Origin of the sequence: Roseibium album, assembly GCF_965233825.1 — a bacterium.
Taxonomy (GTDB): domain Bacteria; phylum Pseudomonadota; class Alphaproteobacteria; order Rhizobiales; family Stappiaceae; genus Roseibium; species Roseibium album.
Window position 1 is genome coordinate 1,546,990 of sequence record NZ_OZ247583.1, and the last position, 19,330, is coordinate 1,566,319.

Here is a 19,330-nt window from a genome sequence, read left to right on the forward strand (position 1 = left end):
TCGGTGCGGCGGCAATCCGTGAGCATTCGCGAAATGCTGCCCTGCGGCTGGCCGTCACAAGGTCACGTAGACCGGGCCGGATACCATTTGCGCTCATGCGGGCGGGGCCAGACTGTGTGGAGTATCGACTTTCCACGCACCTCTGAACACACGACAGGACCAGGGTAGATGTTTTCCGCCAAAACCGCCTATTTCGCCTATTCGGACGCGCTTCAACATCCCGGAGATTTTTTCGCAGCCGCCCGGAGCTTCTTCGCCGCCGCCGCCAATATCAACGTCGTTCACCCCTTCAACGCAATTGCCGGGGCAGCCGCCTATTGCGACGACTTTCTTGCGCCGCTGCAGTCCTCCTTTGAGGGACTTCACCGTCGCCAGTACATCGCCATGACTGGCGCATTCGAAGGGGCGACATGGATTGGCACGACCGGTTATTACGCCGGGCACTTCAAACGCGACTGGATCGGCATTCGCGCCACTGGCCGGCTGACCTACATCCGATTTGGCGAGTTCTTCCGCATGGAAGATGGACAGGCGGTGGAAAGCTACATCTTTCTGGACGTCCCGGAGATGATGATCTCCTGCGGGCAATGGCCGCTGCGCTACGTGCCCGGAGACGAGTTCGGCCACACGGGCATGGTCCAGGGGCCCGTGTCGCAGGACGGTATCATGCGCGGCGAGATGGATGCCGCCGAAGGGCAGAAAAGTTACCAAATGGTGACCGACATGCTCGCAGGGCTGGCGACCAGGGCTGAAGCCTGGCGCCCCTACTGGCACGAGAACATGATGTGGTACGGCCCAGGCGCGTGGGGGTCTTACGTCGGGATCGAGCATTTCCGATCCTTCCAGGTTCCCTTCGAGAGCCAGTTCGACGGCTGGTCGGGCGGGTCTGCAAACAACGGGATGACGCGGCATTTCACCCGCTACGGCGAAGGCAATTACACCTGCTCCGGCGGCTGGCCATCGCTGACAGGCGTGAACGTCAAGCCCTTCATGGGCTTTGGCCCCACCAACGAACGCGTCTTCTTCCGGGTTTGTGACTGGTGGCGGCGCGAAGGCGATCTTCTGGTGGAAAACTGGGTTTTCGTCGATGTGCCGCACGCGCTGTTGCAATTCGGTTTCGACGTATTGCCACCAAAAGTCAGGGTCGCATCATGACCGCCGAGCATGATTTCATAGTTGTCGGGGCGGGTTCGGCCGGCTGTATTGCAGCGGCTGAACTGGTCCGTCGCGAGGCCGGCAAGGTGCTCTTGATCGAGGCCGGCCCCCCGGATAATTCGCCTTTGGTAAAAATGCCCTTTGGGCTGGTCTGGATGATAGGCAACACGCGGCGGGATTGGTGCTATTCATCAGCGCCGCAAAAACACCTTGGCGGGCGCCGCCTGAACGTCACCCGTGGCCGCATGGTCGGTGGCTCGGGGTCCATCAACTCGATGGTCTGGTTCCGCGGACGCAAGGACGACTTTGACACGTGGCAAGTGCCGGGCTGGTCATGGAGCGACGTCGCCCCTGCCTTTGAGGCAGTCGAGACCAGGTTGACTCCAGGCAGAATGCAGGGCGCACACCCCTTGACCGAAGCGCTGCACAGCTTGTTCCCCGCTTATGGAACTCAACCTCCGACACCTGAATACGAAAGCGCCGGAGTATTTGCATTCAACATGGTCGATGGTCGCCGCCGTTCTGCCGCGGACGGGTTTATCAAACCCGCTCCAAAAGGCCTGACACTTCAGACATCATTGGAGGTAGACCGCATCTTGTTCACTGGCGACAAGGCGTCGGGGGTGCGGCTGGTTGACGGCAGCGAATTGCAGGCGAACAAGGGTGTGGTGCTGTCGGCCGGGTCAATCGGGTCTCCTTCAATCCTGATGCGCTCGGGTGTGGGTCCGAAGGCAGACCTGGACAGGCTTGGGATTGACAATCGACATGACGCCGAAGAGGTCGGGGAAAATCTGCACGACCATCCTGCCGCCGGACTGCATTTCACGGGCTCGGGCTACGGTCTGACTGCGTCGCAAATACCGGGCTGGGCGCTTGCGCCATTTCAGTACCTGATCACACGCCGGGGACGGTTTGCATCACCGACGGTTGAAGGCGGTGCGTTCTTCAATGCACGCGGATTGAATGAAGCTCCCGACGTGCAGACCCACTTCATCCCGTTCATGTTGGGCTGGCAGGGCAAACGCTACGTCTATGGTTCAGGGTATTTCGCCGACGTGGGTATCTGCCGCCCGAAATCGCGCGGTGCATTGCGGTTGTCCGACAGCGACCCTGGAGCCGCCCCCGAGATTGATCTCGGTCTTTTCAACGACAGTTCCGATCTCGACACGCTTGTGGCTGGTTTGAAACGTTTGCGGAACCTGATGGAGCAGGCGGATTTCGGGCGCCATCGAGGCCGGGAAGCCTTTCCTGGCCCCTCTGTTCAATCGCAGAAGGCCTTACGCGCTCATGTCAGGGAACGAGCGGCAACGGCATATCATCCGGTCGGCACGCTGCGTATGGGCGCTGGAAGCGCACCTGTTGATCCCCGCCTTTCCGTGCGAGGTGTCGAGGGACTTTGGGTGGCGGATGCTTCGGTCATGCCCGCGGTGACATCGGCCAACACAAACGCGCCTTCAATGATGATCGGCTATCGGGCCGGCGAGATGATATCGGAGGATTGTGTATGAAAGGTTCACGTCCCGAGCAGGCGGTCCTGAGCCGTGACACGGATATGAGCAAGACGGAAGTGACCCGCCGTGTGATTGAAGGCATGGTCGATGGTTTGAACGACCACCGGATTGTCGATATTGGCGAGTTTTTTTCCGAAGGCTTCCGTTGGCTGGGCAATACCGGCTGTGGCACCAAGACCGGGTTGAAGGAATTCCAGGACAATTGGCAAAAGCCTTTTCAGGCGGCCTTTTCGGACAAGGTCTGCGTCGACGAGGCAAGACTTTACATGGGCGAATGGGCTGCGGCGTTCGGGCGCCAGGAGGCAACTCACTCCGGCGAGTTCATGGGGATCGCTCCAACGGGAAAACGGATCGAGATCCGCTACATGGACTTCTGGAAAGTCGTCGACGGCAAGATCGTCGACAACTGGGTGATGGTCGATTTCCCGCATGTCCTGGCGCAACTTGGCAAGGATGTTTTTGATGGTCAGGGTTGGGAAGCGTTCGATCGGGGAGATCGTGTTCCTCCAGCTCCGGACAAGGCCGCGTGACCGCGGTTACGTAGTTTTTCGTGTTTCGCAGAAGTCTGCTTGATCTTTCTGCATACGTATGCAAGTTGAATGGAAACGGTAAGGCGAGTGTCGAGTGAAGTCCGCCAGGAGAGCGGCTGCCGGCACTTTGAAAGGGATGAAACATGGCCATTGAGTATCTGAAGCGTGGAAAGCCGGAAGCGGAACGCTCGCAGGACGATGCCAAGGTTCGCTCCATCGTGGAGGGAACGCTCAAGGAGATCGAGGCACGCGGTGACGCAGCCGTGCGCGAATTGTCGGAAAAATTCGACAACTACACGCCACCTTCCTTCCGTTTGAGTGCGTCAGACATCGAGGCTTTGATGAACCAGGTCTCTTCACGAGACATGGAAGACATCAAATTTGCTCAGCAGCAGGTTCGTAAGTTCGCAGAGGCGCAACGCGCTTCGATGCTCGACATCGAGGTCGAAACGATGCCTGGCGTTGTCCTGGGGCACAAGAACATCCCGGTGCAGTCGGTAGGTTGTTATGTTCCGGGTGGAAAGTTTCCGATGGTTGCTTCCGCCCACATGTCTGTCGCGACAGCGTCAGTTGCGGAAGTTCCCCGCATCATCGCTGCGACGCCTCCCTTCAAGGGTGCGCCGAATCCGGCGGTGATTGCTGCGATGCATCTGGGTGGTGCGCATGAAATTTACGTTCTCGGCGGTATCCAGGCCGTTGGCGCCATGGCCCTCGGCACGGAAACCATCGATCCAGTGCACATGCTGGTCGGTCCGGGCAACGCCTTCGTTGCCGAGGCCAAGCGCCAGCTCTTCGGCAAGGTCGGCATAGATCTCTTCGCGGGACCCACCGAGACCATGGTGATTGCGGATGAGACGGTCGATGCGGAAATGTGCGCGACGGACCTGCTGGGGCAGGCCGAACACGGTTACAATTCCCCTGCGGTTCTTGTGACCAACTCGCGCAGGCTTGCCACCGAAACGCTCGCTGAAATCGGCAGGCTCCTGAAGATCCTGCCAACTGCGGACACGGCGTCGAAATCCTGGGAGGACTATGGCGAGGTGATCCTGTGCGACACTTACGACGAGATGCTCGCTGTTGCGGACGATATCGCTTCGGAGCATGTGCAGGTAATGACCGACCGTGATGATTGGTTCCTGGAAAAAATGACCTGCTACGGCGCCCTGTTTCTGGGTGCGCGCACCAATGTTGCAAATGGTGACAAGGTGATCGGCACCAACCACACGCTGCCGACCAAGAAGGCTGGGCGCTACACGGGTGGGCTGTGGGTCGGCAAGTTCCTGAAGACACACTCCTACCAGAAGGTCCTGACGGACGAGGCAGCGGCCGAGATCGGCGCGTATTGTTCGCGCTTGTGCATGCTCGAGGGGTTTGTCGGTCACGCGGAACAGGCCAATGTCCGTGTCCGCAGATACGGAGGCGGCAACGTCCCTTACGGAGAGGCCGCCGAATAGCGATGGACAGGCATACCGAGCACAAGGCCCTGATCTCTTCGCTGCGGGCAGCGATGTATGACTTTGAAGAAAACAACGTCCGCAAGGCCCTGAAGGATCTGTGCGCTCCGGATTCCCTTTTCAGACTTTGCCATCCATTTGGGGATACGACCGGACCGGACGCGTTTTACGAAAAGGCCTACGCACCTCTCTTCAGGGCCATTCCGGATCTGGAACGCCGCGATACCATCGTCATGGCCGGCCCGACGCCGGAAGGACAGGACTGGGTCGGTTGCGGTGGTTATTACACAGGGTCTTTTGAGACGCCCTGGCTGGACATTCCGGCCACGAACCACCAGGTCTCCATGCGGTTTCATGAGTTTTACCGTTTCATGGATGGCAAGGTCGTTGAATTCCAGGCGCTCTGGGATATTCCGGAAGTCATGATGCAGGCGAATGCCTGGCCGATGGCACCCAGTCTGGGACGCGAGTGGCACGTTCCGGGGCCTGCTACGGAAGATGGCATCGTTCAGGGTCCCTACGACGCAGACGCCGGTCGGGCTACTTGCCAGCACATTATCGACATGCTGACCTACATGAAACGGCATCCCTCCCAAGGCGGACCGGAAGTCATGGAATTGCCGAAATTCTGGCACCCCCGCATGAGCTGGTACGGTCCTTCGGGCATTGGTACGGGACGGGGCATCAAGGGGTTTCGCAACTGGCATCAGATCCCGTTCCTGAACGGGATGCCGGATCGTGGTCGTTATGTTGACGAGGTGACCTACCATTTCTTCGGGGATCGGCAATATGCTGCCGTGACCGGCTGGCCGAACATGATCCAGACCGTGTCTCACGATGGCTGGATGGGGATTGCGCCTTCAGGCAGGAAAATCACCATGCGCAGCCTCGATTTCTGGCGCCTGGAAAACGGATTGATCCGCGAAAACTGGGTTCTTGTTGATCTTCTGGATGCTTATGCCCAGTTGGGTGTTGACGTTTTCAACAGACTTCGGGATTTCAACAAGGCCCGCGCGGGCTTTGATCCTGAAACCGGAGTATCTCTGACATGATCGAACTTCCTTCTACCCCGAGTTTTTCCCTTGCTGGCAAAAAGGTCCTGGTTGCAGGAGCTTCATCGGGCATCGGCCTTGCCTGCGCAACGGCCCTGGCCGAAGCAGGCGGCGATGTGGTTCTCGCTGCGCGGCGGGAGGAAAAACTGGCGGAAGCCGTCAGCACGATGACGGCCAAGGGGTGGAAGGCGTCCTTCCTGCAACTCGATGTAGCCGATGTTCTTGAAGTCCAGGTCAGCATAGATCGGCACGGCCCGTTTGATGTCCTTGTCAACAGTGCAGGTCTCGCGCGGCACACGCCGGCCATTGAAACGTCTCCTGAAGATTTCGATGCGGTGATGAATGTCAACCTGCGCGGTGCCTATTTTGTCACACAGTGTGTCGCCAGGGGACTGATGGCGGCGGGCAAACCCGGGTCACTCATCAACATGAGCTCTCAAATGGCTCATGTAGGGGGCATCGACCGGGCGGTTTATTGCGCCTCCAAGTTCGCGGTCGAGGGTTTTACCAAGGCTATGGCGCTGGAATTTGGTCCGAAGCAGATACGCGTCAACACGATTTGCCCAACCTTCATCCGAACGCCACTGACCGAGGTGACCTTCGATAACCCTGAGCGGGTCAGGTGGATCGAGGAAAAGATCAAACTGGGCCGCACGGGCACCGTCGAGGACATCATGGGCGCCGTGCTGTATCTGGCTAGCGATGCGTCTTCCCTGGTGACTGGAACATCGCTTCTGGTCGATGGAGGTTGGACGGCGGACTGATGCGCGCTGAGAAAGTTACATCCGTCGACGTTGCCATGAGGGCCGGTGTCAGCCAATCCGCAGTCAGCCGCGTGTTCACACCGGGAGCGTCGGTATCGCCAAAAATGGCGGAAAAGGTGCTGAAAGCTGCTCAGGAGCTCGGATATCGGCCGAATGTTCTGGCGCGCTCGCTCATCACCGGCCGTTCCCGCATCATCGGGCTGGTGGTGGCCTATCTGGAAAACCAGTTCTATCCCGACGCCCTGGAAAGACTGTCCACTGCGCTGCAGGCGCATGGGTACCACATTCTCGTTTTCATGGTGTCGAATGACGACGCAGGTGTCGACAGGGTGATGGGGGAATTGCTCGACTATCAGGTCGACGGCATCATCACCGCATCCGTTGGCATGTCCAACGCACTGGCTGCGCGCTGCGCTGCTGCCGGCGTTCCGGTGGTTCTTTTCAACCGCGGTCAGGATGATCATCGCCTCAATCAGGTTACGTCCAACAATCTGGAAGGTGGTCGCAAGATTGCGGAATTTCTCGCCGCAGGCGGACACCGCAGGATTGCTCATATCGCGGGCTGGTCCGGATCTTCCACAGGCAGGGATCGCGAAGCCGGCTTTCGTGCCGGACTGGAAGCGGCGGGCGTCGGGCTCGCGGCCTGCGTTGACGGTATGTACAACCGGGAGACAGCCGCCGCCGCTGCGCGCGAAATCTTTGCAGGTGACGACCGTCCGGATGCGGTGTTTGTCGGCAACGATCACATGGCATTTGCCGTCATGGATGTCTTGCGCTTCGAACTCAACCTCGACATTCCGGGCGATGTTTCGGTCGTCGGATACGACGATGTGCCCCTCGCGTCATGGCCCGCCTACAATCTCACCACTTTGCGCCAGCCCTCCAACCGGATGGTCGAGGCAACGGTCTCCACGCTGCTCGGCTGGATCGAGGAGGGCAGCAGTGACGTCCAGAAAATTCAGATAGACGGACCACTGATGGTCCGCGGTTCAGCCCGCATACCCGAAGGATGGCTCGATGAAAGGCTTTGACCCGCGCTGGAAGGATTTCCCCGACTACATTATCGGGATCACCAGGGAAATCTGGGAAGAGCGCAAGATCGCAACGCTTCACCACTACTATTCCGACGACATTATCGTACGCTCGCCGGGTTCGCTTGTGGTTGGCAACAAGGGGGTGATCGGTGCGACCATGGCCACCTTGTCGGAATTTCCTGACCGAACCCTGTTCGGTGAGGACGTCATCTGGTCAGGCACTCCTGAGGAAGGCATGCTTTCCTCGCATCGGATTGTTTCCACCGCGACCCACCTTGGCGATGGTGTCTACGGCAACGCGACAGGCAAGAAACTGCAATACCGGATTATTGCCGATTGCCACGCCATCAACAACCAGATCAACGATGAGTGGCTGATCCGCGACCAGGGTGCGATCGTGCGTCAGATGGGCTGGGAACCGAAGAAATATGCATTGGATCTGATCGCGCGCGAAGGTGGCCCCGAACACTGCAGCCGGCCTTTCACACCCGCGATCGACAAGATTGGCCCATACACCGGCAAAGGGAACGAAAATGAATGGGGCGTGAAATACGCCGACATTTTGAGCCGGATCATGAATGCAGACATGGCCGCCATCGAAGCTGAATACGATCGCGCGTGTGAACTCGCCTATCCAGGTGGAACTGCCGGCTATTCCTGGGACGTTGCGGACCGCTTCTGGATGGGTTTGCGAGCCGGTTTTCCGTCTGCCGATTTCCGGATCGAGCATCAGATCGGCCGGGACGATCCCATGATGCCGCCGCGCGCCGCCATTCGCTGGTCGCTCACCGGCAGGCATGACGGCTGGGGGGCATTCGGCGAACCAACCGGTGCCGACGTCCACATCATGGGCGCATCACACGCCGAATTCGGACCTAGGGGTCTGCGACGCGAATACACGCTTCTCGATGAAACGGTGGTCTGGAAACAGATCGCACTGAAGACCGGATAGGTAAACAGACAGGTATGGTAATGAGCCCTGACGAGATGGAAACGCGGATTGTCCGCTATGGTGATTTAAAGCCGTGCCGAACGGCCTTTATCGATGCACACACACCCGGCTCCGATCAAAAGGAAAACTTCACGATCATCGGTGGCGGCGTATCTGAAAGTCCGGACCAGCATGTTCACATCAAGGACACGCCGGGCTTCAATATCGGCGCGGCCGGGCAACCGCCGAAGTGCCGCAATTCATTGCATTCGCATAAAACGGCGGAGGTCTTCTACGTCCTGAAGGGTCGCTGGCGCTTTTTCTGGGGGCGTTGGGGAACTGCGGGAGAAGTTGTTCTGGAAGAGGGTGACATCTTCAACATACCGACAGGCATTTTCCGCGGATTCGAAAACATAGGCACCGACTACGGAATGATCATGGCGGTTCTTGGTGGCGATGATGCAGGTGGGGGCGTCACCTGGGCGCCCCAGGTCATCGAGGATGCCAGCGATCACGGCCTTGTTCTTGGTGAGAACGGAGTTCTGTACGACACCAAAAAAGGCCAGTCACTTCCAGATGGTATCAGGCCGATGCCGCTTCTTTCCGACGAGGAGCTCAAGGCCTATCCGGAACCGGGCAATAGTGCCGTTGTCCGCGACTATGTTGCCCGCTACTGGGATCTGATGGCACTTGCTGCCAATTCGCCATGCAAGGTGATCGGTGAAGCCGGGCTTTTGAAGGACAGACCTGGCTTCGAGGTCGAGTTCCTTACGCGTGGATCAATTCCGGACACGAACTACACCTTGAACTGTCATGAAATTCTGATGGTTGTGCGCGGCCATTGGAAACTCTGCTGGTCCGGTGGTGAGAAAGGCCTGGCACCAGGTGATACCTGCGCTGTTCCGCCGGATCTCGAGCACAGCCTTCTGCCGTCCATGAGCGGAGAAGCCAGCCTTTATCGCGTCCTGAATACCCAAGACCAGGCGGGACCGACCTGGGTCGGCTGATGAAGAAAATGCACCGCCTCACTGGCGATATTGTTTCGATCTGGCGGCATGCTCCGGGGTGCCGTCCAGGCGAAGCACCGCGAAGATCCCGGACCTTGACCATCATCCGGCAACGCGGAAACCAGCTTGGAAGCAGAACAACAGGCCAGGTGTTCCCGGCCCGTACTTCGCCTGGCAGCGAAGACCTGAATGGGAACCACGCATTTGAAGAAAACCAGAGGCACGGCTGAAATCCTGCCAGACACACCGGGGGAGATCATGAGCAGTATTGACGTTACCCATGTCGGCTCGTTGCCGAGAACACAGAAAGTCGTCGACTTCATATTTGCACGCGAAAAGGGTGAGGACTACGACGAGGCGGCATTCGACGCGGCGATGGCTGCTGCTGTCTCGGAGACTGTGCGCAAACAGGTCGACGCCGGTGTGACGGTCGTCAGCGATGGCGAGACCTCCAAGATTTCCTACGCTACATACGTGAAAGACCGCTACACGGGGTTCTCCGGTGACAGTCCCCGGAACGCTCCGGCGGACCTCAAGCTCTATCCCGGTTTTCTGAAGCGGATCGCCGAAAGCGGTGGTACGCCGCAATATGCCAGGCCGATGTGCACCGGTGAAGTGCGCTCAAAGGGCCAGGGGGAGTTGGTAAAGGACATCCGGCATCTAAAGGGGGCAATGTCCGAACATGGTGCTCAGCATGGGTTCATGAATGCCGCATCGCCAGGGGTCATCTCGCTATTTCTGCAAAACGACTATTACCCCACGCGGGAGGCCTACCTGCAGGCGCTTGCCGATGTCATGAAGACCGAATACGAGACCATCGTCGCCTCCGGCTTGAAACTGCAGCTTGACTGTCCGGATCTCGCCTTGTCGCGTCACATGCTGTTTACCGACCTCTCTGATGAGGAGTTTCTCAAGATTGCAGCCGGCCATGTCGAAGCACTGAACCATGCGCTCCAGAACATCGATCCGGCGAATGTCCGAATTCACATCTGTTGGGGAAACTACGAAGGGCCGCATGTCTGTGATATTTCCATGGACAAGGTGTTTTCAACACTCATGTCGGCGCGCGCGCGCTACGTCCTTTTTGAAACGTCCAATCCGCGGCATGCGCATGAATGGACTGTTTTCAGGGACCGGCGATCCGAAATTCCCGACGACAAGGTGCTGGTTCCCGGTGTCGTCGACACGACAACGAATTTCGTTGAACATCCGGAAGTGGTTGCGCAGCGCCTTGACCGGTTTGTCGGAATCGTCGGAGCCGATCGGGTGATTGCCGGATCCGACTGCGGCTTCGGCACCTTCGCCGGTTACGGCGCAGTTGATCCGGAGATCGCCTTCGCCAAACTGAAGGCACTTGCCGATGGTGCTGCAATCGCCGGAGAACGTGCGTGATCCCACTGGTCCTTCTTCCCGGCATGATGTGCGATGGGCGGCTTTACGGTCCGCAGGTTGCCGCGCTGTCCGGGCGAATGACAATTCATCTTGCTCCGATCACTGAGCATGCGACTGTCGAGGCGCTTGCTGCCGATATTCTGGAAAAGGCCCCGCCGCGATTTGCCCTGGCCGGGCTTTCCATGGGCGGCATCGTTGCAATGGAGGTTCTGAGACAGGCTCCGGCGCGCATCGACAGGCTGGCCCTTCTGGATACCAATCCGCGTGCCGAGCTGGAAGACGTCAGGCGGCGCCGGGAGCCTCAGATCGACAAGGTCCGGGCAGGCGGTCTGCGCGAGGTCATGAGGGACGAACTCAAGCCGAACTATCTGGCGAACGGGCCACTCCGCGAGGATGTCCTCGATATCTGCATGGATATGGCACTCGACCTGGGTGCCGATGTTTTCGAGCGTCAGTCGCGAGCCTTGCAATCCAGGCCCGATCAGCAGGCAGCCCTGCGGGCGGTCGGAATCCCGACCCTGATCCTGATGGGTAGAGAAGACCGGCTCTGTCCGCTGGAGAGACACGAACGGATGCATGACCTCATTGAGGGCTCCGTGCTCAATATCGTCGAGGGCGCAGGGCACCTGCCGACCCTGGAACAACCCGAGGCCGTTAATGAGGCCTTCAAGACCTGGTTGGAACTCTGATGGAAGCTGACCTTCTGAATCTTCTCAAAACCGTCGACACGCCGACGGTCTGCAACGCGATCGAGGTTGCGGAAGGCAGGCGTGGTTTCAACCGCTTCACCCGCGGCACCATGCTGTCGTCCGATCCGACCTCCGGAGCCATGGTCGGGTTTGCCCGAACCGCACGAATTTCGGCGCTGGCGCCACCGACAGAGCCGGCTGACGTCATCAAGGCCCGGCGCATGGATTATTATCGTCATATGTCCGAAGGACCTCGTCCGGCACTGGCTGTCGTCGAGGACATAGACTATCCGAACGCAATCGGGGCCTATTGGGGCGAAATCAACACGACGGTTCACAAGGGGCTGGGCCTGTCGGGCGCCCTGACCAACGGTGTCATGCGCGACCTTGGCGACTTGCCGGACGGTTTCCCGGTCGTTGCGGGATCGGTCGGTCCAAGCCACGGCTTTGTCCATGTCAGGGAAATAGATACGCCGGTCAGGATTTTCGGACTGGACATTCATCCCGGAGAGCTCGTTCACGCGGACCGGCACGGCGCTTTGGTCATACCAGCTGCAGTCATGCCGGATCTGGCCGAAGCAATCCGCAAACTCCTCGACACCGAACATCTCGTTCTGGGACCTGCACGCGAACCCGGGTTCACTTTCGAAAAATTCGAGGCAGCCTGGGCAGCCTTCGAAAGAGCGCGGACGTAGCAACGGCAGAGATTTCATCTGTCGAGAGGGGACGCCGTTTCGGGTCAAAATCCTGAACTGCGGGACCGGTATGCGTGCCGGTGAAGTGCTGCGCGTCACAGGCATCTCTCGCGGCTTTGACTATCTTCAGGTTATCGAAGGACAAAACGTTCATCGGTGGTTCAGCGCTTGTGAAACAGGTTAAAGCGCCAGAGGAGAAGTCAGTGCCAGCAAGAATGACAGTTGAAGCGGAAGCAAGCTCCTTGCAATCGGTGTCTGTCTCGTCTGAGCGTTACGGTTCCCCGGCGCGTCTCTTGCACTGGGCCGTTGCCATATTGGTTCTGATCACGTGGCCCCTCGGGTTGATGATCGGTTTTGCCAAGAAAGACGTTGTTTCGACGTTTTACCTGCTGCATGAGAGTTTCGGATTTCTGATCCTTTGGCTGATGCTCCTGAGGGTCGGATACAAGCTTACGTCGAAGGCCCCGAAGCATGAAGGCTCCGCCCTGGAACGGGTGGCCGCCTCTGGGGTGCATGGCCTGCTTTATGCCTTCCTTGTCATCATGCCGGTGACGGGTTTTCTGGCGACCAACGCCCATGGGTTTCCCCTGAATTGGTTCGGCCTGGTGGAAGTCTGGAGCCCGATTGGCAAAAGCCCGGACATCGCCTGGAACCTCTCGGCCATCCACGAGTGGAGTGCCTGGATTCTGCTCGCCCTGTTCGCGCTTCATATTGGTGCAGTTTTGTTTCATCACATGATTAAGAGAGACATGACTCTCTACAGGATACTTTAAGCGATTGATTTGCACTGCCGAAGCGCGGGAACGGCCGGCACTTGTGTGCCGGCCGTTCAACTTTTGCGGCGCAGAACATTATCTGAACGGGCCTGACTGAAGACCAGGGGCAGCGGGACATTGCCGTTTTCGATTGAAGTTGTCGGACATTCGTCCGATCGCCAAAGACCGACCTGCAGTTCCTGTTGGCGGCCTCTGATGGTGACGGTTTCGATCCGCGGGGGAATGACGGTGTCGTCAGACACGAATGAGGTCGCGTCGAGCAGGTCCTTGGAAATGACAACGGAAGCATCGAGATCCTTGGCGACCTCCAGCAGCCTGCTGGCAACGTTGACGCAGTCCCCGGTCGTTGTGATTTGTTGCTGCCTGTCGTGACCGAGCCGGGAGAGAACGACCTGTCCGTAATGTGCCCCGACCCTAACTCTGCTGATTCGGGTGCTCATTCCGGTCTCGCTCAACCAGACGCCAATACCGTTGTGAAGCAGAAACGCACACAGGGCAGCGTTGGCAGGATCGTTTTCCGATGTTTCGGGAATTCCGAAACCAAGCATCGCTCCATCACCCATGAAATCGAGCACGATGCCGCCGGTCTTGTTGGCAACGTCGACCACGATCGTATGAAAACTCTTGAGAAAATCACGCGTTCTGGCAGGGCCGAGTTGCTCGCTCAGGGTGGTATAGCCCGACAGATCAACGAACAGCATGGCTGCGTCCTGCTCTTTCGGCACCATCAGAAAACCCGGATCTTCGGCAACGCGCTTTGCCAGCCGGGGAGACTGAAACCGGCTCAGGGCCTCTTGGGCCTGCATCAGTTTGTTGGATTGGAACCGGTCGAATATCTGCCGGGTGACAATCAGGGCGATAACGGGTGGAAGGCTGGCTGCGAACGGCAGTGCCCCGCTTAACCATTGACCCTGTCCAAACAGGAAAAATGTAATCGCGACCCATCCGGCGAGCATGGCCAGATAGATTATCGAAGCTGGTGCAAGCGGCAGGAAAGCAACTGCAGCCAACCCAATAAGTGTGACCGCGAATGCGGCCGCGCTGTCTGCCAGGCGCGTATTTTCGTTCCTTGAGAGCGCGGATCCGTCGAGCAGGTTGGCAATACCCGTCGCCTGGACTTCGACCCCCGGCAGGACCGGATCGAAAGGTGTGCCGAAACGATCACCGACCGCCGTTGCCGTTACCCCGAGAACGGCAATCCGGTTTTCCAGGTCAATCCGTTCTCCTTCCAGCAGTCTTTCTGCACTGACTGTTGTGATCGTTCCTCGGGGACCATAGTAGTTCAAGGCCAGGTGCCAGCCCATATCAAGTTCCTGAACCCGGTCGCCAAGACGAATTCCCGTTTCGGTGACGTTTGGCACCGCGGTCAAGAAGAGTTCCATCGCCTTGAGGCTGAAAGACGGCTGAAGCCCGGTCTCTGTCAGGAACAGGAGCGGGATGTGTCGCGGAGTGCCTCCGCTGTCGGTGACAATGTTTGCCAGGCCAATGGAAGCGGTTTCGCCAATTTCGGAAGCAGGCAACAGGACCTTGCTGATAACCGGCACGGCGCTGACCGATGACCTTGTTTCATCGACAAGACCGGCAGCAGCGATGACTGCCGGGATTGAGCCCAACGAATTTGCAAGTGGCACGATGTCCGAATTCTCCGGTCCGCCGGACAGAAGGATGTCGACAGCCAGTGTTTTGGCGCCAGCGTCCCTGATCTTGCCGATGAGGTCAGCCAGACGATTCCGGCTGAGCGGGTATTGCCCTGCCTTGGAAACCGTTCTGTCGTCGATTGCAATAATGGTGATCTCTTCGGGAGCTGTTCGTTCGCCCTTGATCGTGATGCGCAGGTCGAGGAGGACCGTCTCGAAACGGTCGATCACACTTGATTTGCCGGCGAGATGGCCCCTTGCAAGAAACCCGGTCCAGGCCAGGCCGATAATCAGCGCAATTGCCGTTATCCAGCCCGGCAGAGAGGATTTCATCGACCAAAGCGGCTGAAGAGATTTCTGACGCGCTCGGCACCCCATTCGCGAACGACGACAGGTTCGCCGGGCGTGACATCAACACCGAAGCCGGCCGCCAGCACGACCTGGTCGGAGCCATCGGACCTGGAGACGGTAACCTCGCCTTCACTGACGAAGACAGCCGTTGTCCCGTCGGCGACTTCAACTGTGTAGACGGTTCCGCGCACAGCCGCGATTGCCTGTGGTGTGCGGATCTGGAACGAGCCGCTGCCCGGAGCAATGTCGATCAGAACGGCGTCGGATGACACATCGATTTCGGTAGGCCGCCCGTCCGTAGCGGTTGCTGTGACACCGAGAGCCGCAGCGGCCTCGGCCTCAAGGACAAGCCCGCCTGGACACTGGTAGACCACTCTCGCAGGATCTGCCAGTTCCGTACTGGTGCAGCCTGTCAGGGTTTGCGCCGACAGGTTTTGCAATGGCAGGATGACCAGTAGCGAGAGTGCCGCTAGAATGACGTTGTTTCTCATAGTCACTGTCCCGTAATGTGCCTTTCAATCGCCCCGGATTGATTTCATACCACCATCTTGAAACCAAAGTGCAACAACCGCCGTAGCCATCCTTGTACGATACATGGATGCAGAAAGAGAGAGCAACATGGAAGTCGATGGTGATTTCAACAAGGAGAAGCTCCTCGGCAAGAGCTTTGTTTTCGAAGCGCTTGACGGCCAGGCAAGACAGGAGCTTGCCAGTTTTGCATACGTGAAGCGTTTCAAGTCCGGTGAAACCATATTCTCCATGGGGGCAACCGGACAAAGCATGATGGCGATCGCGGAAGGAACGGTGCGTGTCAGCATGTTGACCCCGAGTGCGCGTGAAATCACACTGAATGACCTTCAGTCCGGCGAAGTTTTTGGGGAAATTGCGCTGCTCGACGGCGGTGAACGCTCGGCGACAGTCAAGGCATTGACGAACTGTACCCTCATCGTCCTGGAAAGGCGCTCGTTGCTCGATGTGCTGCAACGTAATCCGAAACTCTCTATCCATCTGATCGAACTTCTGTGCCACAGGGTGCGCCGCTCCGATGAGCGCATGATTGAAATCGCCTTTCTTGAGCTTCCGGTTCGATTGGCAAGGCTACTTCTCAGGCTGACGGAAGCAGCACCCGGTTCGGCGGACAGGCCCCTGAAGAAACTTTCCCAGTCCCAGTCGGAACTGGCGGGCATGACAGGCAATACACGCGAAAACGTGAACCGTTGTCTTCGCAAGTGGCAAAAGGCTGAACTGATTGAGCTTCGCGATGGCTGGCTGATACTTGAAGACAGGCAGGCCCTGGAGAAAATCGCAGCTGGCGAATGATCGGCAGGAACCCTGCAGGGTCGCCGGTCTGCCATGGATCGTCACGATGTTGATCTGGTGGGCGAGTGTCTCGCCAATGGACCGTCTTGCTGCACGAGTCTTTTATTGAAGATACAGAAAAATTGTATACAGATCTGCGTTCAATTTTGTATATTGAGTCTGATCCGGATCACGAGATGCAAAGGGTAGTGCAGTGAAGTCTCAACGCGGTGGCAAGACCGTATATGGCGCAAATGTCGGCATCCTGATGCTGGAAACACGGTTTCCGCGCATTCCGGGAGACATGGGCAACGCCCTTACCTGGCCGTTTCCGGTCCAGTACCGCGTGGTCCGGGGTGCCTCACCGGATCTCGTCGTCAGGTCCGATGCACGCCCCCTCCTCGAAAAATTCATCGAGGCAGCTAGGGATCTCGTTGCAAGCGGGTGCGACGGCATCACCACGAATTGCGGCTTCCTGTCGATCCTGCAGGATCAGCTGGCAGCGGAGATCGAAGTTCCCTTGGCGACCTCGTCGCTGATGCAGGTTCCCATGGTGCAGTCGACCCTGCCTCTTGGAAAACGTGTCGGTATTCTGACCATCTCAAGGGAGACCCTGACGGACGATCACCTGACGGCGGCAAACGTGCCGCTGAATACGCCGATCGTCGGTACGGAAAATGGCAGGGTCTTAACCCGGGACATTCTGGGCGACGCACCGGAGATCGACTTTGCCGCATGTCTGGAAGACATGCGTGACGCGGCAAGAGAGCTTGTCTCGACACACGGCGATCTTGGCGCAATCGTGCTGGAATGCACCAACATGGTGCCTTATGCCGCCGACATCCGCCGGCTGACCGGCCTGCCCGTTTATTCGATCTACAACTACGTACTCTGGTTCCAGCAAAGCCTTGCTCCGGCCCGTTTTCCGGTCGAGCTGGATGATCCGCGTTGGGGGTGAAACGAACGTTGGGTGCAAACAAGGATATGACATTGCTGAGTTGAGTGGCTATGCTCGCATTGTATCAATAGCCTGCCCGCTAACGGGCTTTTCTAATGCAATCAAAGAATTATCAAACCGATGTCGCAACGCAAACGATATCGGACTTCTCGGATTTTGATGCCCTGTCAGCATGATCGGAGCAGATCCCTATGCGGTTTTGGAAACCGTTGATCCCGATACGTGGCCGGAAGACTTCGATCCGTATGAAGCTGCGCTCCGGCAATTTACACCTGACGACCCGGCGCCACTCTCACGGCTTTTGAACTCAGACAACGACTGGGTGACCAGACGCGGCCTCTACCTGTTTTCTGAACTTGGCCGAAAGTCATTTCCGGTACTCGATGACGCTATTTCCCACATCGATAATCTCGATAGCATGGCACGGAATGACTTGTTGGATGGTCTTTTGTGCCATACGCAAAGGCTTTCAAGTGGTCATGTGCGGCAGGTGTTGAGGGTCGAGGATCTTGAAGATCAAACCGACCCGCCTTCGGGTCTGGTGCGGTCTAAGGTTATCACCTTACTGGGCGCTTTGGATAAGGGTACCGTTCGACGAGCGGTTTCGGAAATTCCGGACGAAGAAATGCGTGCTCGGCACCTTGATGCGTTGGATAATGCGCCGACACGTTTTGACGACATTCAGCAAGTCCTCGATATCGCATGCTCTCAGAAGGGCATCGAACAGGTCTACGCGTTTGCGGCGCTTGAATCAGCTGCGCGCCGTGACTTGATAAAGGTGACACCTGAGTGCGAAGGCTGTGACGACGCCTGTGACTGGGTCGTTTGGCAAATCAAGCGACACATCAATAGGAACTTCCAGCGAAACGATCCTGCCGGCTGGGAGAAATGGTAGCTTGAGCACAGGAAAAAACGGACCGGGAAACCCTGGTAAAGCAAAAGTACCAGACTAGAATGGGAATTGTAGTGCTGGCGGACGACACTGATGTTCCCTTCCAGAGCAGACTATTGAGAGCCTTGGCGGAAAAAGAGATCAACCGTAGATCCGACCGTGGGATTTGGGCAGGACTGGTCGAAAAGTTTCTTGGCAGCGGGAGTATGCTCGAAATCAGCGTGTTGAACACGGAAGAACTCGTTGTGTTCAAGCAGGGAATTGATGAGCTCGTCCGTCAATTCCACGACGCTGAAATGTATGACGGTTTCCATGCGGATGGTCTCAGGCCGATTGCCGAAACACTCAGAAGTTCGTTTGCGCACTGAACCCTAGAAACTCGGCACGTAGAGTTGGGAATAGGCGAGGCGGACGAGTTCTATGGTCTCTTCGCTTCGGCGTTCGATATGGTTTCGGAGTGCCTTTACGGCGATCTCCGTGTCCCTGTTTTTCACGGCATCGACGATCTTGCGGTGTGCGGGCAGGGACGGGTCAACATCGACACCGTCCTCCATCTGTTCACGGATCTGGCGGAAATTGATCAGGCGGACGTAACGTATCCGTTCATTCAGGTTGCTGAGCAACCTGACCAGTTCGCCATTGCCCGACAGAGCGGTCAGGCGCAGGTGGAACTCTTCGTCCTGCTGCAGCACTTCGGCCAGGTCGGTGCAGGTGAAGTATGTCTTTTCGAACTCGTCGAGATAGTCGCAGAGCTCCGCAATCTTTTCGTCGCTGGCGTTTTCGATGCCCCGGATGATGCCTTCGGTCTCGATGGCGCAGCGGGCCTGGTAGAGTTCCAGAACCTTGACGGGTTCCAGTGGCCGACAGAAGAATCCCTGACCTTTGGCGAGTGTCAGGAAACCTTCGGCTACCAGACGATTGAGCGCTTCACGCAGGGGCGTCCGGCTTGCACCGAGCTTTGTCGTCAACGCGGATTCATTTATGCGCTCGCCCGGTTTGAAGTCGAAATTGATCGCCATGTCGCGCAGCGTCTCGTAAACGCGGTCAACGCTGCTGAGGCGGTTTGTCATCTTTGTCCTGCCGTGCACATCCAAACTCTGTGTCCCCTGATAGATCAAAAAATCCGCTTTGTGAACATTTGCGCCTTCACATTTGCCTACAGAGCTGTATACAATATTGAGTGCAGGACAAAAACACCCGTCC

The 19,330-nt window shown here is 57.8% G+C and carries 20 protein-coding genes; 17 read left to right on the forward strand and 3 right to left on the reverse strand.

Features of this window, described 5'->3' with window-relative positions; genetic code table 11:
• The first annotated feature begins 168 nt into the window (after window positions 1-168).
• The 13 genes from ACO6TI_RS07240 (at window position 169) to ACO6TI_RS07300 (ending at window position 12,987) form a co-directional block, all read left to right on the forward strand.
• The gene (locus ACO6TI_RS07240) at window positions 169-1,155 is read left to right on the forward strand and encodes a hypothetical protein (protein ID WP_196878069.1); all 987 of its coding nucleotides are present in this window, start codon (window positions 169-171) and stop codon (window positions 1,153-1,155) included.
• Complete coding sequence (locus ACO6TI_RS07245; RefSeq protein ID WP_055391559.1) at window positions 1,152-2,663, forward strand: GMC family oxidoreductase; 1,512 nt, start codon at window positions 1,152-1,154, stop codon at window positions 2,661-2,663. The genes ACO6TI_RS07240 and ACO6TI_RS07245 overlap by 4 nt, the downstream gene beginning before the upstream one ends.
• Window positions 2,660-3,196, forward strand: coding sequence for an ester cyclase (locus tag ACO6TI_RS07250; RefSeq protein WP_055391558.1), 537 nt, complete (start codon window positions 2,660-2,662; stop codon window positions 3,194-3,196). The genes ACO6TI_RS07245 and ACO6TI_RS07250 overlap by 4 nt, the downstream gene beginning before the upstream one ends.
• A 143-nt stretch (window positions 3,197-3,339) precedes the next feature.
• Window positions 3,340-4,650 (forward strand): histidinol dehydrogenase, encoded by a 1,311-nt coding sequence (gene hisD / locus ACO6TI_RS07255; protein ID WP_055391557.1) that lies wholly within the window; start codon window positions 3,340-3,342, stop codon window positions 4,648-4,650.
• A 2-nt stretch (window positions 4,651-4,652) separates the two neighbouring features.
• Window positions 4,653-5,702 (forward strand): ester cyclase, encoded by a 1,050-nt coding sequence (locus ACO6TI_RS07260; RefSeq protein ID WP_055391556.1) that lies wholly within the window; start codon window positions 4,653-4,655, stop codon window positions 5,700-5,702.
• Entirely contained in the window at window positions 5,699-6,466 is a 768-nt protein-coding gene (locus ACO6TI_RS07265; protein WP_055391555.1) for an SDR family NAD(P)-dependent oxidoreductase, read from the forward strand. Before ACO6TI_RS07260 ends, ACO6TI_RS07265 begins: the two co-directional genes overlap by 4 nt.
• Window positions 6,466-7,497, forward strand: a complete 1,032-nt coding sequence (locus ACO6TI_RS07270) for a LacI family DNA-binding transcriptional regulator (RefSeq protein ID WP_196898842.1) — start codon at window positions 6,466-6,468, stop codon at window positions 7,495-7,497. Before ACO6TI_RS07265 ends, ACO6TI_RS07270 begins: the two co-directional genes overlap by 1 nt.
• Window positions 7,484-8,452, forward strand: a complete 969-nt coding sequence (locus tag ACO6TI_RS07275) for an ester cyclase (RefSeq protein WP_422384645.1) — start codon at window positions 7,484-7,486, stop codon at window positions 8,450-8,452. The genes ACO6TI_RS07270 and ACO6TI_RS07275 overlap by 14 nt, the downstream gene beginning before the upstream one ends.
• A 14-nt stretch (window positions 8,453-8,466) precedes the next feature.
• Window positions 8,467-9,438 (forward strand): cupin domain-containing protein, encoded by a 972-nt coding sequence (locus tag ACO6TI_RS07280; RefSeq protein ID WP_422384646.1) that lies wholly within the window; start codon window positions 8,467-8,469, stop codon window positions 9,436-9,438.
• 189 nt (window positions 9,439-9,627) lie between these two features.
• On the forward strand, window positions 9,628-10,830 hold the full coding sequence (locus tag ACO6TI_RS07285; RefSeq protein WP_282045218.1) for a cobalamin-independent methionine synthase II family protein: 1,203 nt from the start codon (window positions 9,628-9,630) through the stop codon (window positions 10,828-10,830).
• On the forward strand, window positions 10,827-11,519 hold the full coding sequence (locus ACO6TI_RS07290) for an alpha/beta fold hydrolase (protein ID WP_055391552.1): 693 nt from the start codon (window positions 10,827-10,829) through the stop codon (window positions 11,517-11,519). The genes ACO6TI_RS07285 and ACO6TI_RS07290 overlap by 4 nt, the downstream gene beginning before the upstream one ends.
• Window positions 11,519-12,214, forward strand: a complete 696-nt coding sequence (locus ACO6TI_RS07295) for an RraA family protein (RefSeq protein ID WP_055391551.1) — start codon at window positions 11,519-11,521, stop codon at window positions 12,212-12,214. The genes ACO6TI_RS07290 and ACO6TI_RS07295 overlap by 1 nt, the downstream gene beginning before the upstream one ends.
• Before the next feature lie 215 nt (window positions 12,215-12,429).
• Complete coding sequence (locus tag ACO6TI_RS07300) at window positions 12,430-12,987, forward strand: cytochrome b (RefSeq protein WP_055391550.1); 558 nt, start codon at window positions 12,430-12,432, stop codon at window positions 12,985-12,987.
• A 56-nt stretch (window positions 12,988-13,043) separates the two neighbouring features.
• On the opposite strand, the gene ACO6TI_RS07305 is transcribed toward ACO6TI_RS07300, so the two are convergent.
• Both ACO6TI_RS07305 and ACO6TI_RS07310 read right to left on the reverse strand, forming a co-directional pair.
• Window positions 13,044-14,960, reverse strand: coding sequence for a CHASE2 domain-containing protein (locus ACO6TI_RS07305; RefSeq protein ID WP_422384647.1), 1,917 nt, complete (start codon window positions 14,958-14,960; stop codon window positions 13,044-13,046).
• A complete protein-coding gene (locus ACO6TI_RS07310) occupies window positions 14,957-15,469 on the reverse strand; it encodes a FecR family protein (protein WP_055391549.1) in 513 nt (170 codons plus the stop codon). The genes ACO6TI_RS07305 and ACO6TI_RS07310 overlap by 4 nt, the downstream gene beginning before the upstream one ends.
• 103 nt (window positions 15,470-15,572) lie before the next feature.
• Between ACO6TI_RS07310 and ACO6TI_RS07315 the strand changes: the two genes are divergently transcribed.
• The 4 genes from ACO6TI_RS07315 to ACO6TI_RS07330 all read left to right on the forward strand — a co-directional run bounded on the left by ACO6TI_RS07315 (window position 15,573) and on the right by ACO6TI_RS07330 (window position 18,495).
• On the forward strand, window positions 15,573-16,298 hold the full coding sequence (locus ACO6TI_RS07315) for a Crp/Fnr family transcriptional regulator (RefSeq protein WP_281930407.1): 726 nt from the start codon (window positions 15,573-15,575) through the stop codon (window positions 16,296-16,298).
• A 193-nt stretch (window positions 16,299-16,491) separates the two neighbouring features.
• Window positions 16,492-17,235: an aspartate/glutamate racemase family protein gene (locus ACO6TI_RS07320; RefSeq protein ID WP_422384648.1), complete on the forward strand. Its 744-nt coding sequence runs from the start codon at window positions 16,492-16,494 to the stop codon at window positions 17,233-17,235.
• Between the two features lie 172 nt (window positions 17,236-17,407).
• A complete protein-coding gene (locus tag ACO6TI_RS07325) occupies window positions 17,408-18,130 on the forward strand; it encodes a hypothetical protein (RefSeq protein WP_422384649.1) in 723 nt (240 codons plus the stop codon).
• A gap of 59 nt (window positions 18,131-18,189) precedes the next feature.
• Entirely contained in the window at window positions 18,190-18,495 is a 306-nt protein-coding gene (locus ACO6TI_RS07330; RefSeq protein WP_282045221.1) for a hypothetical protein, read from the forward strand.
• A gap of 3 nt (window positions 18,496-18,498) precedes the next feature.
• Here the strand turns inward: ACO6TI_RS07330 and ACO6TI_RS07335 are convergent, their stop codons facing one another.
• Entirely contained in the window at window positions 18,499-19,197 is a 699-nt protein-coding gene (locus tag ACO6TI_RS07335; RefSeq protein ID WP_422384650.1) for a GntR family transcriptional regulator, read from the reverse strand.
• Window positions 19,198-19,330 lie beyond the last annotated feature (133 nt).

Bases quoted from the DNA above. Each gene is read 5' to 3' on its own strand.
- ACO6TI_RS07335 (WP_422384650.1), bottom strand. From the start codon at position 19,197: ATGACAAACCGCCTCAGCAGCGTTGACCGCGTTTACGAGACGCTGCGC.
- ACO6TI_RS07265 (WP_055391555.1), top strand. From the start codon at position 5,699: ATGATCGAACTTCCTTCTACCCCGAGTTTTTCCCTTGCTGGCAAAAAG.
- ACO6TI_RS07280 (WP_422384646.1), top strand. From the start codon at position 8,467: ATGGTAATGAGCCCTGACGAGATGGAAACGCGGATTGTCCGCTATGGT.
- ACO6TI_RS07310 (WP_055391549.1), bottom strand. From the start codon at position 15,469: ATGAGAAACAACGTCATTCTAGCGGCACTCTCGCTACTGGTCATCCTG.
- ACO6TI_RS07315 (WP_281930407.1), top strand. From the start codon at position 15,573: ATGGATGCAGAAAGAGAGAGCAACATGGAAGTCGATGGTGATTTCAAC.
- ACO6TI_RS07275 (WP_422384645.1), top strand. From the start codon at position 7,484: ATGAAAGGCTTTGACCCGCGCTGGAAGGATTTCCCCGACTACATTATC.
- ACO6TI_RS07260 (WP_055391556.1), top strand. From the start codon at position 4,653: ATGGACAGGCATACCGAGCACAAGGCCCTGATCTCTTCGCTGCGGGCA.
- ACO6TI_RS07305 (WP_422384647.1), bottom strand. From the start codon at position 14,960: ATGAAATCCTCTCTGCCGGGCTGGATAACGGCAATTGCGCTGATTATC.
- ACO6TI_RS07250 (WP_055391558.1), top strand. From the start codon at position 2,660: ATGAAAGGTTCACGTCCCGAGCAGGCGGTCCTGAGCCGTGACACGGAT.
- ACO6TI_RS07325 (WP_422384649.1), top strand. From the start codon at position 17,408: ATGATCGGAGCAGATCCCTATGCGGTTTTGGAAACCGTTGATCCCGAT.
- ACO6TI_RS07245 (WP_055391559.1), top strand. From the start codon at position 1,152: ATGACCGCCGAGCATGATTTCATAGTTGTCGGGGCGGGTTCGGCCGGC.
- ACO6TI_RS07330 (WP_282045221.1), top strand. From the start codon at position 18,190: ATGGGAATTGTAGTGCTGGCGGACGACACTGATGTTCCCTTCCAGAGC.
- ACO6TI_RS07270 (WP_196898842.1), top strand. From the start codon at position 6,466: ATGCGCGCTGAGAAAGTTACATCCGTCGACGTTGCCATGAGGGCCGGT.
- ACO6TI_RS07240 (WP_196878069.1), top strand. From the start codon at position 169: ATGTTTTCCGCCAAAACCGCCTATTTCGCCTATTCGGACGCGCTTCAA.
- hisD (WP_055391557.1), top strand. From the start codon at position 3,340: ATGGCCATTGAGTATCTGAAGCGTGGAAAGCCGGAAGCGGAACGCTCG.
- ACO6TI_RS07295 (WP_055391551.1), top strand. From the start codon at position 11,519: ATGGAAGCTGACCTTCTGAATCTTCTCAAAACCGTCGACACGCCGACG.
- ACO6TI_RS07285 (WP_282045218.1), top strand. From the start codon at position 9,628: ATGGGAACCACGCATTTGAAGAAAACCAGAGGCACGGCTGAAATCCTG.
- ACO6TI_RS07300 (WP_055391550.1), top strand. From the start codon at position 12,430: ATGACAGTTGAAGCGGAAGCAAGCTCCTTGCAATCGGTGTCTGTCTCG.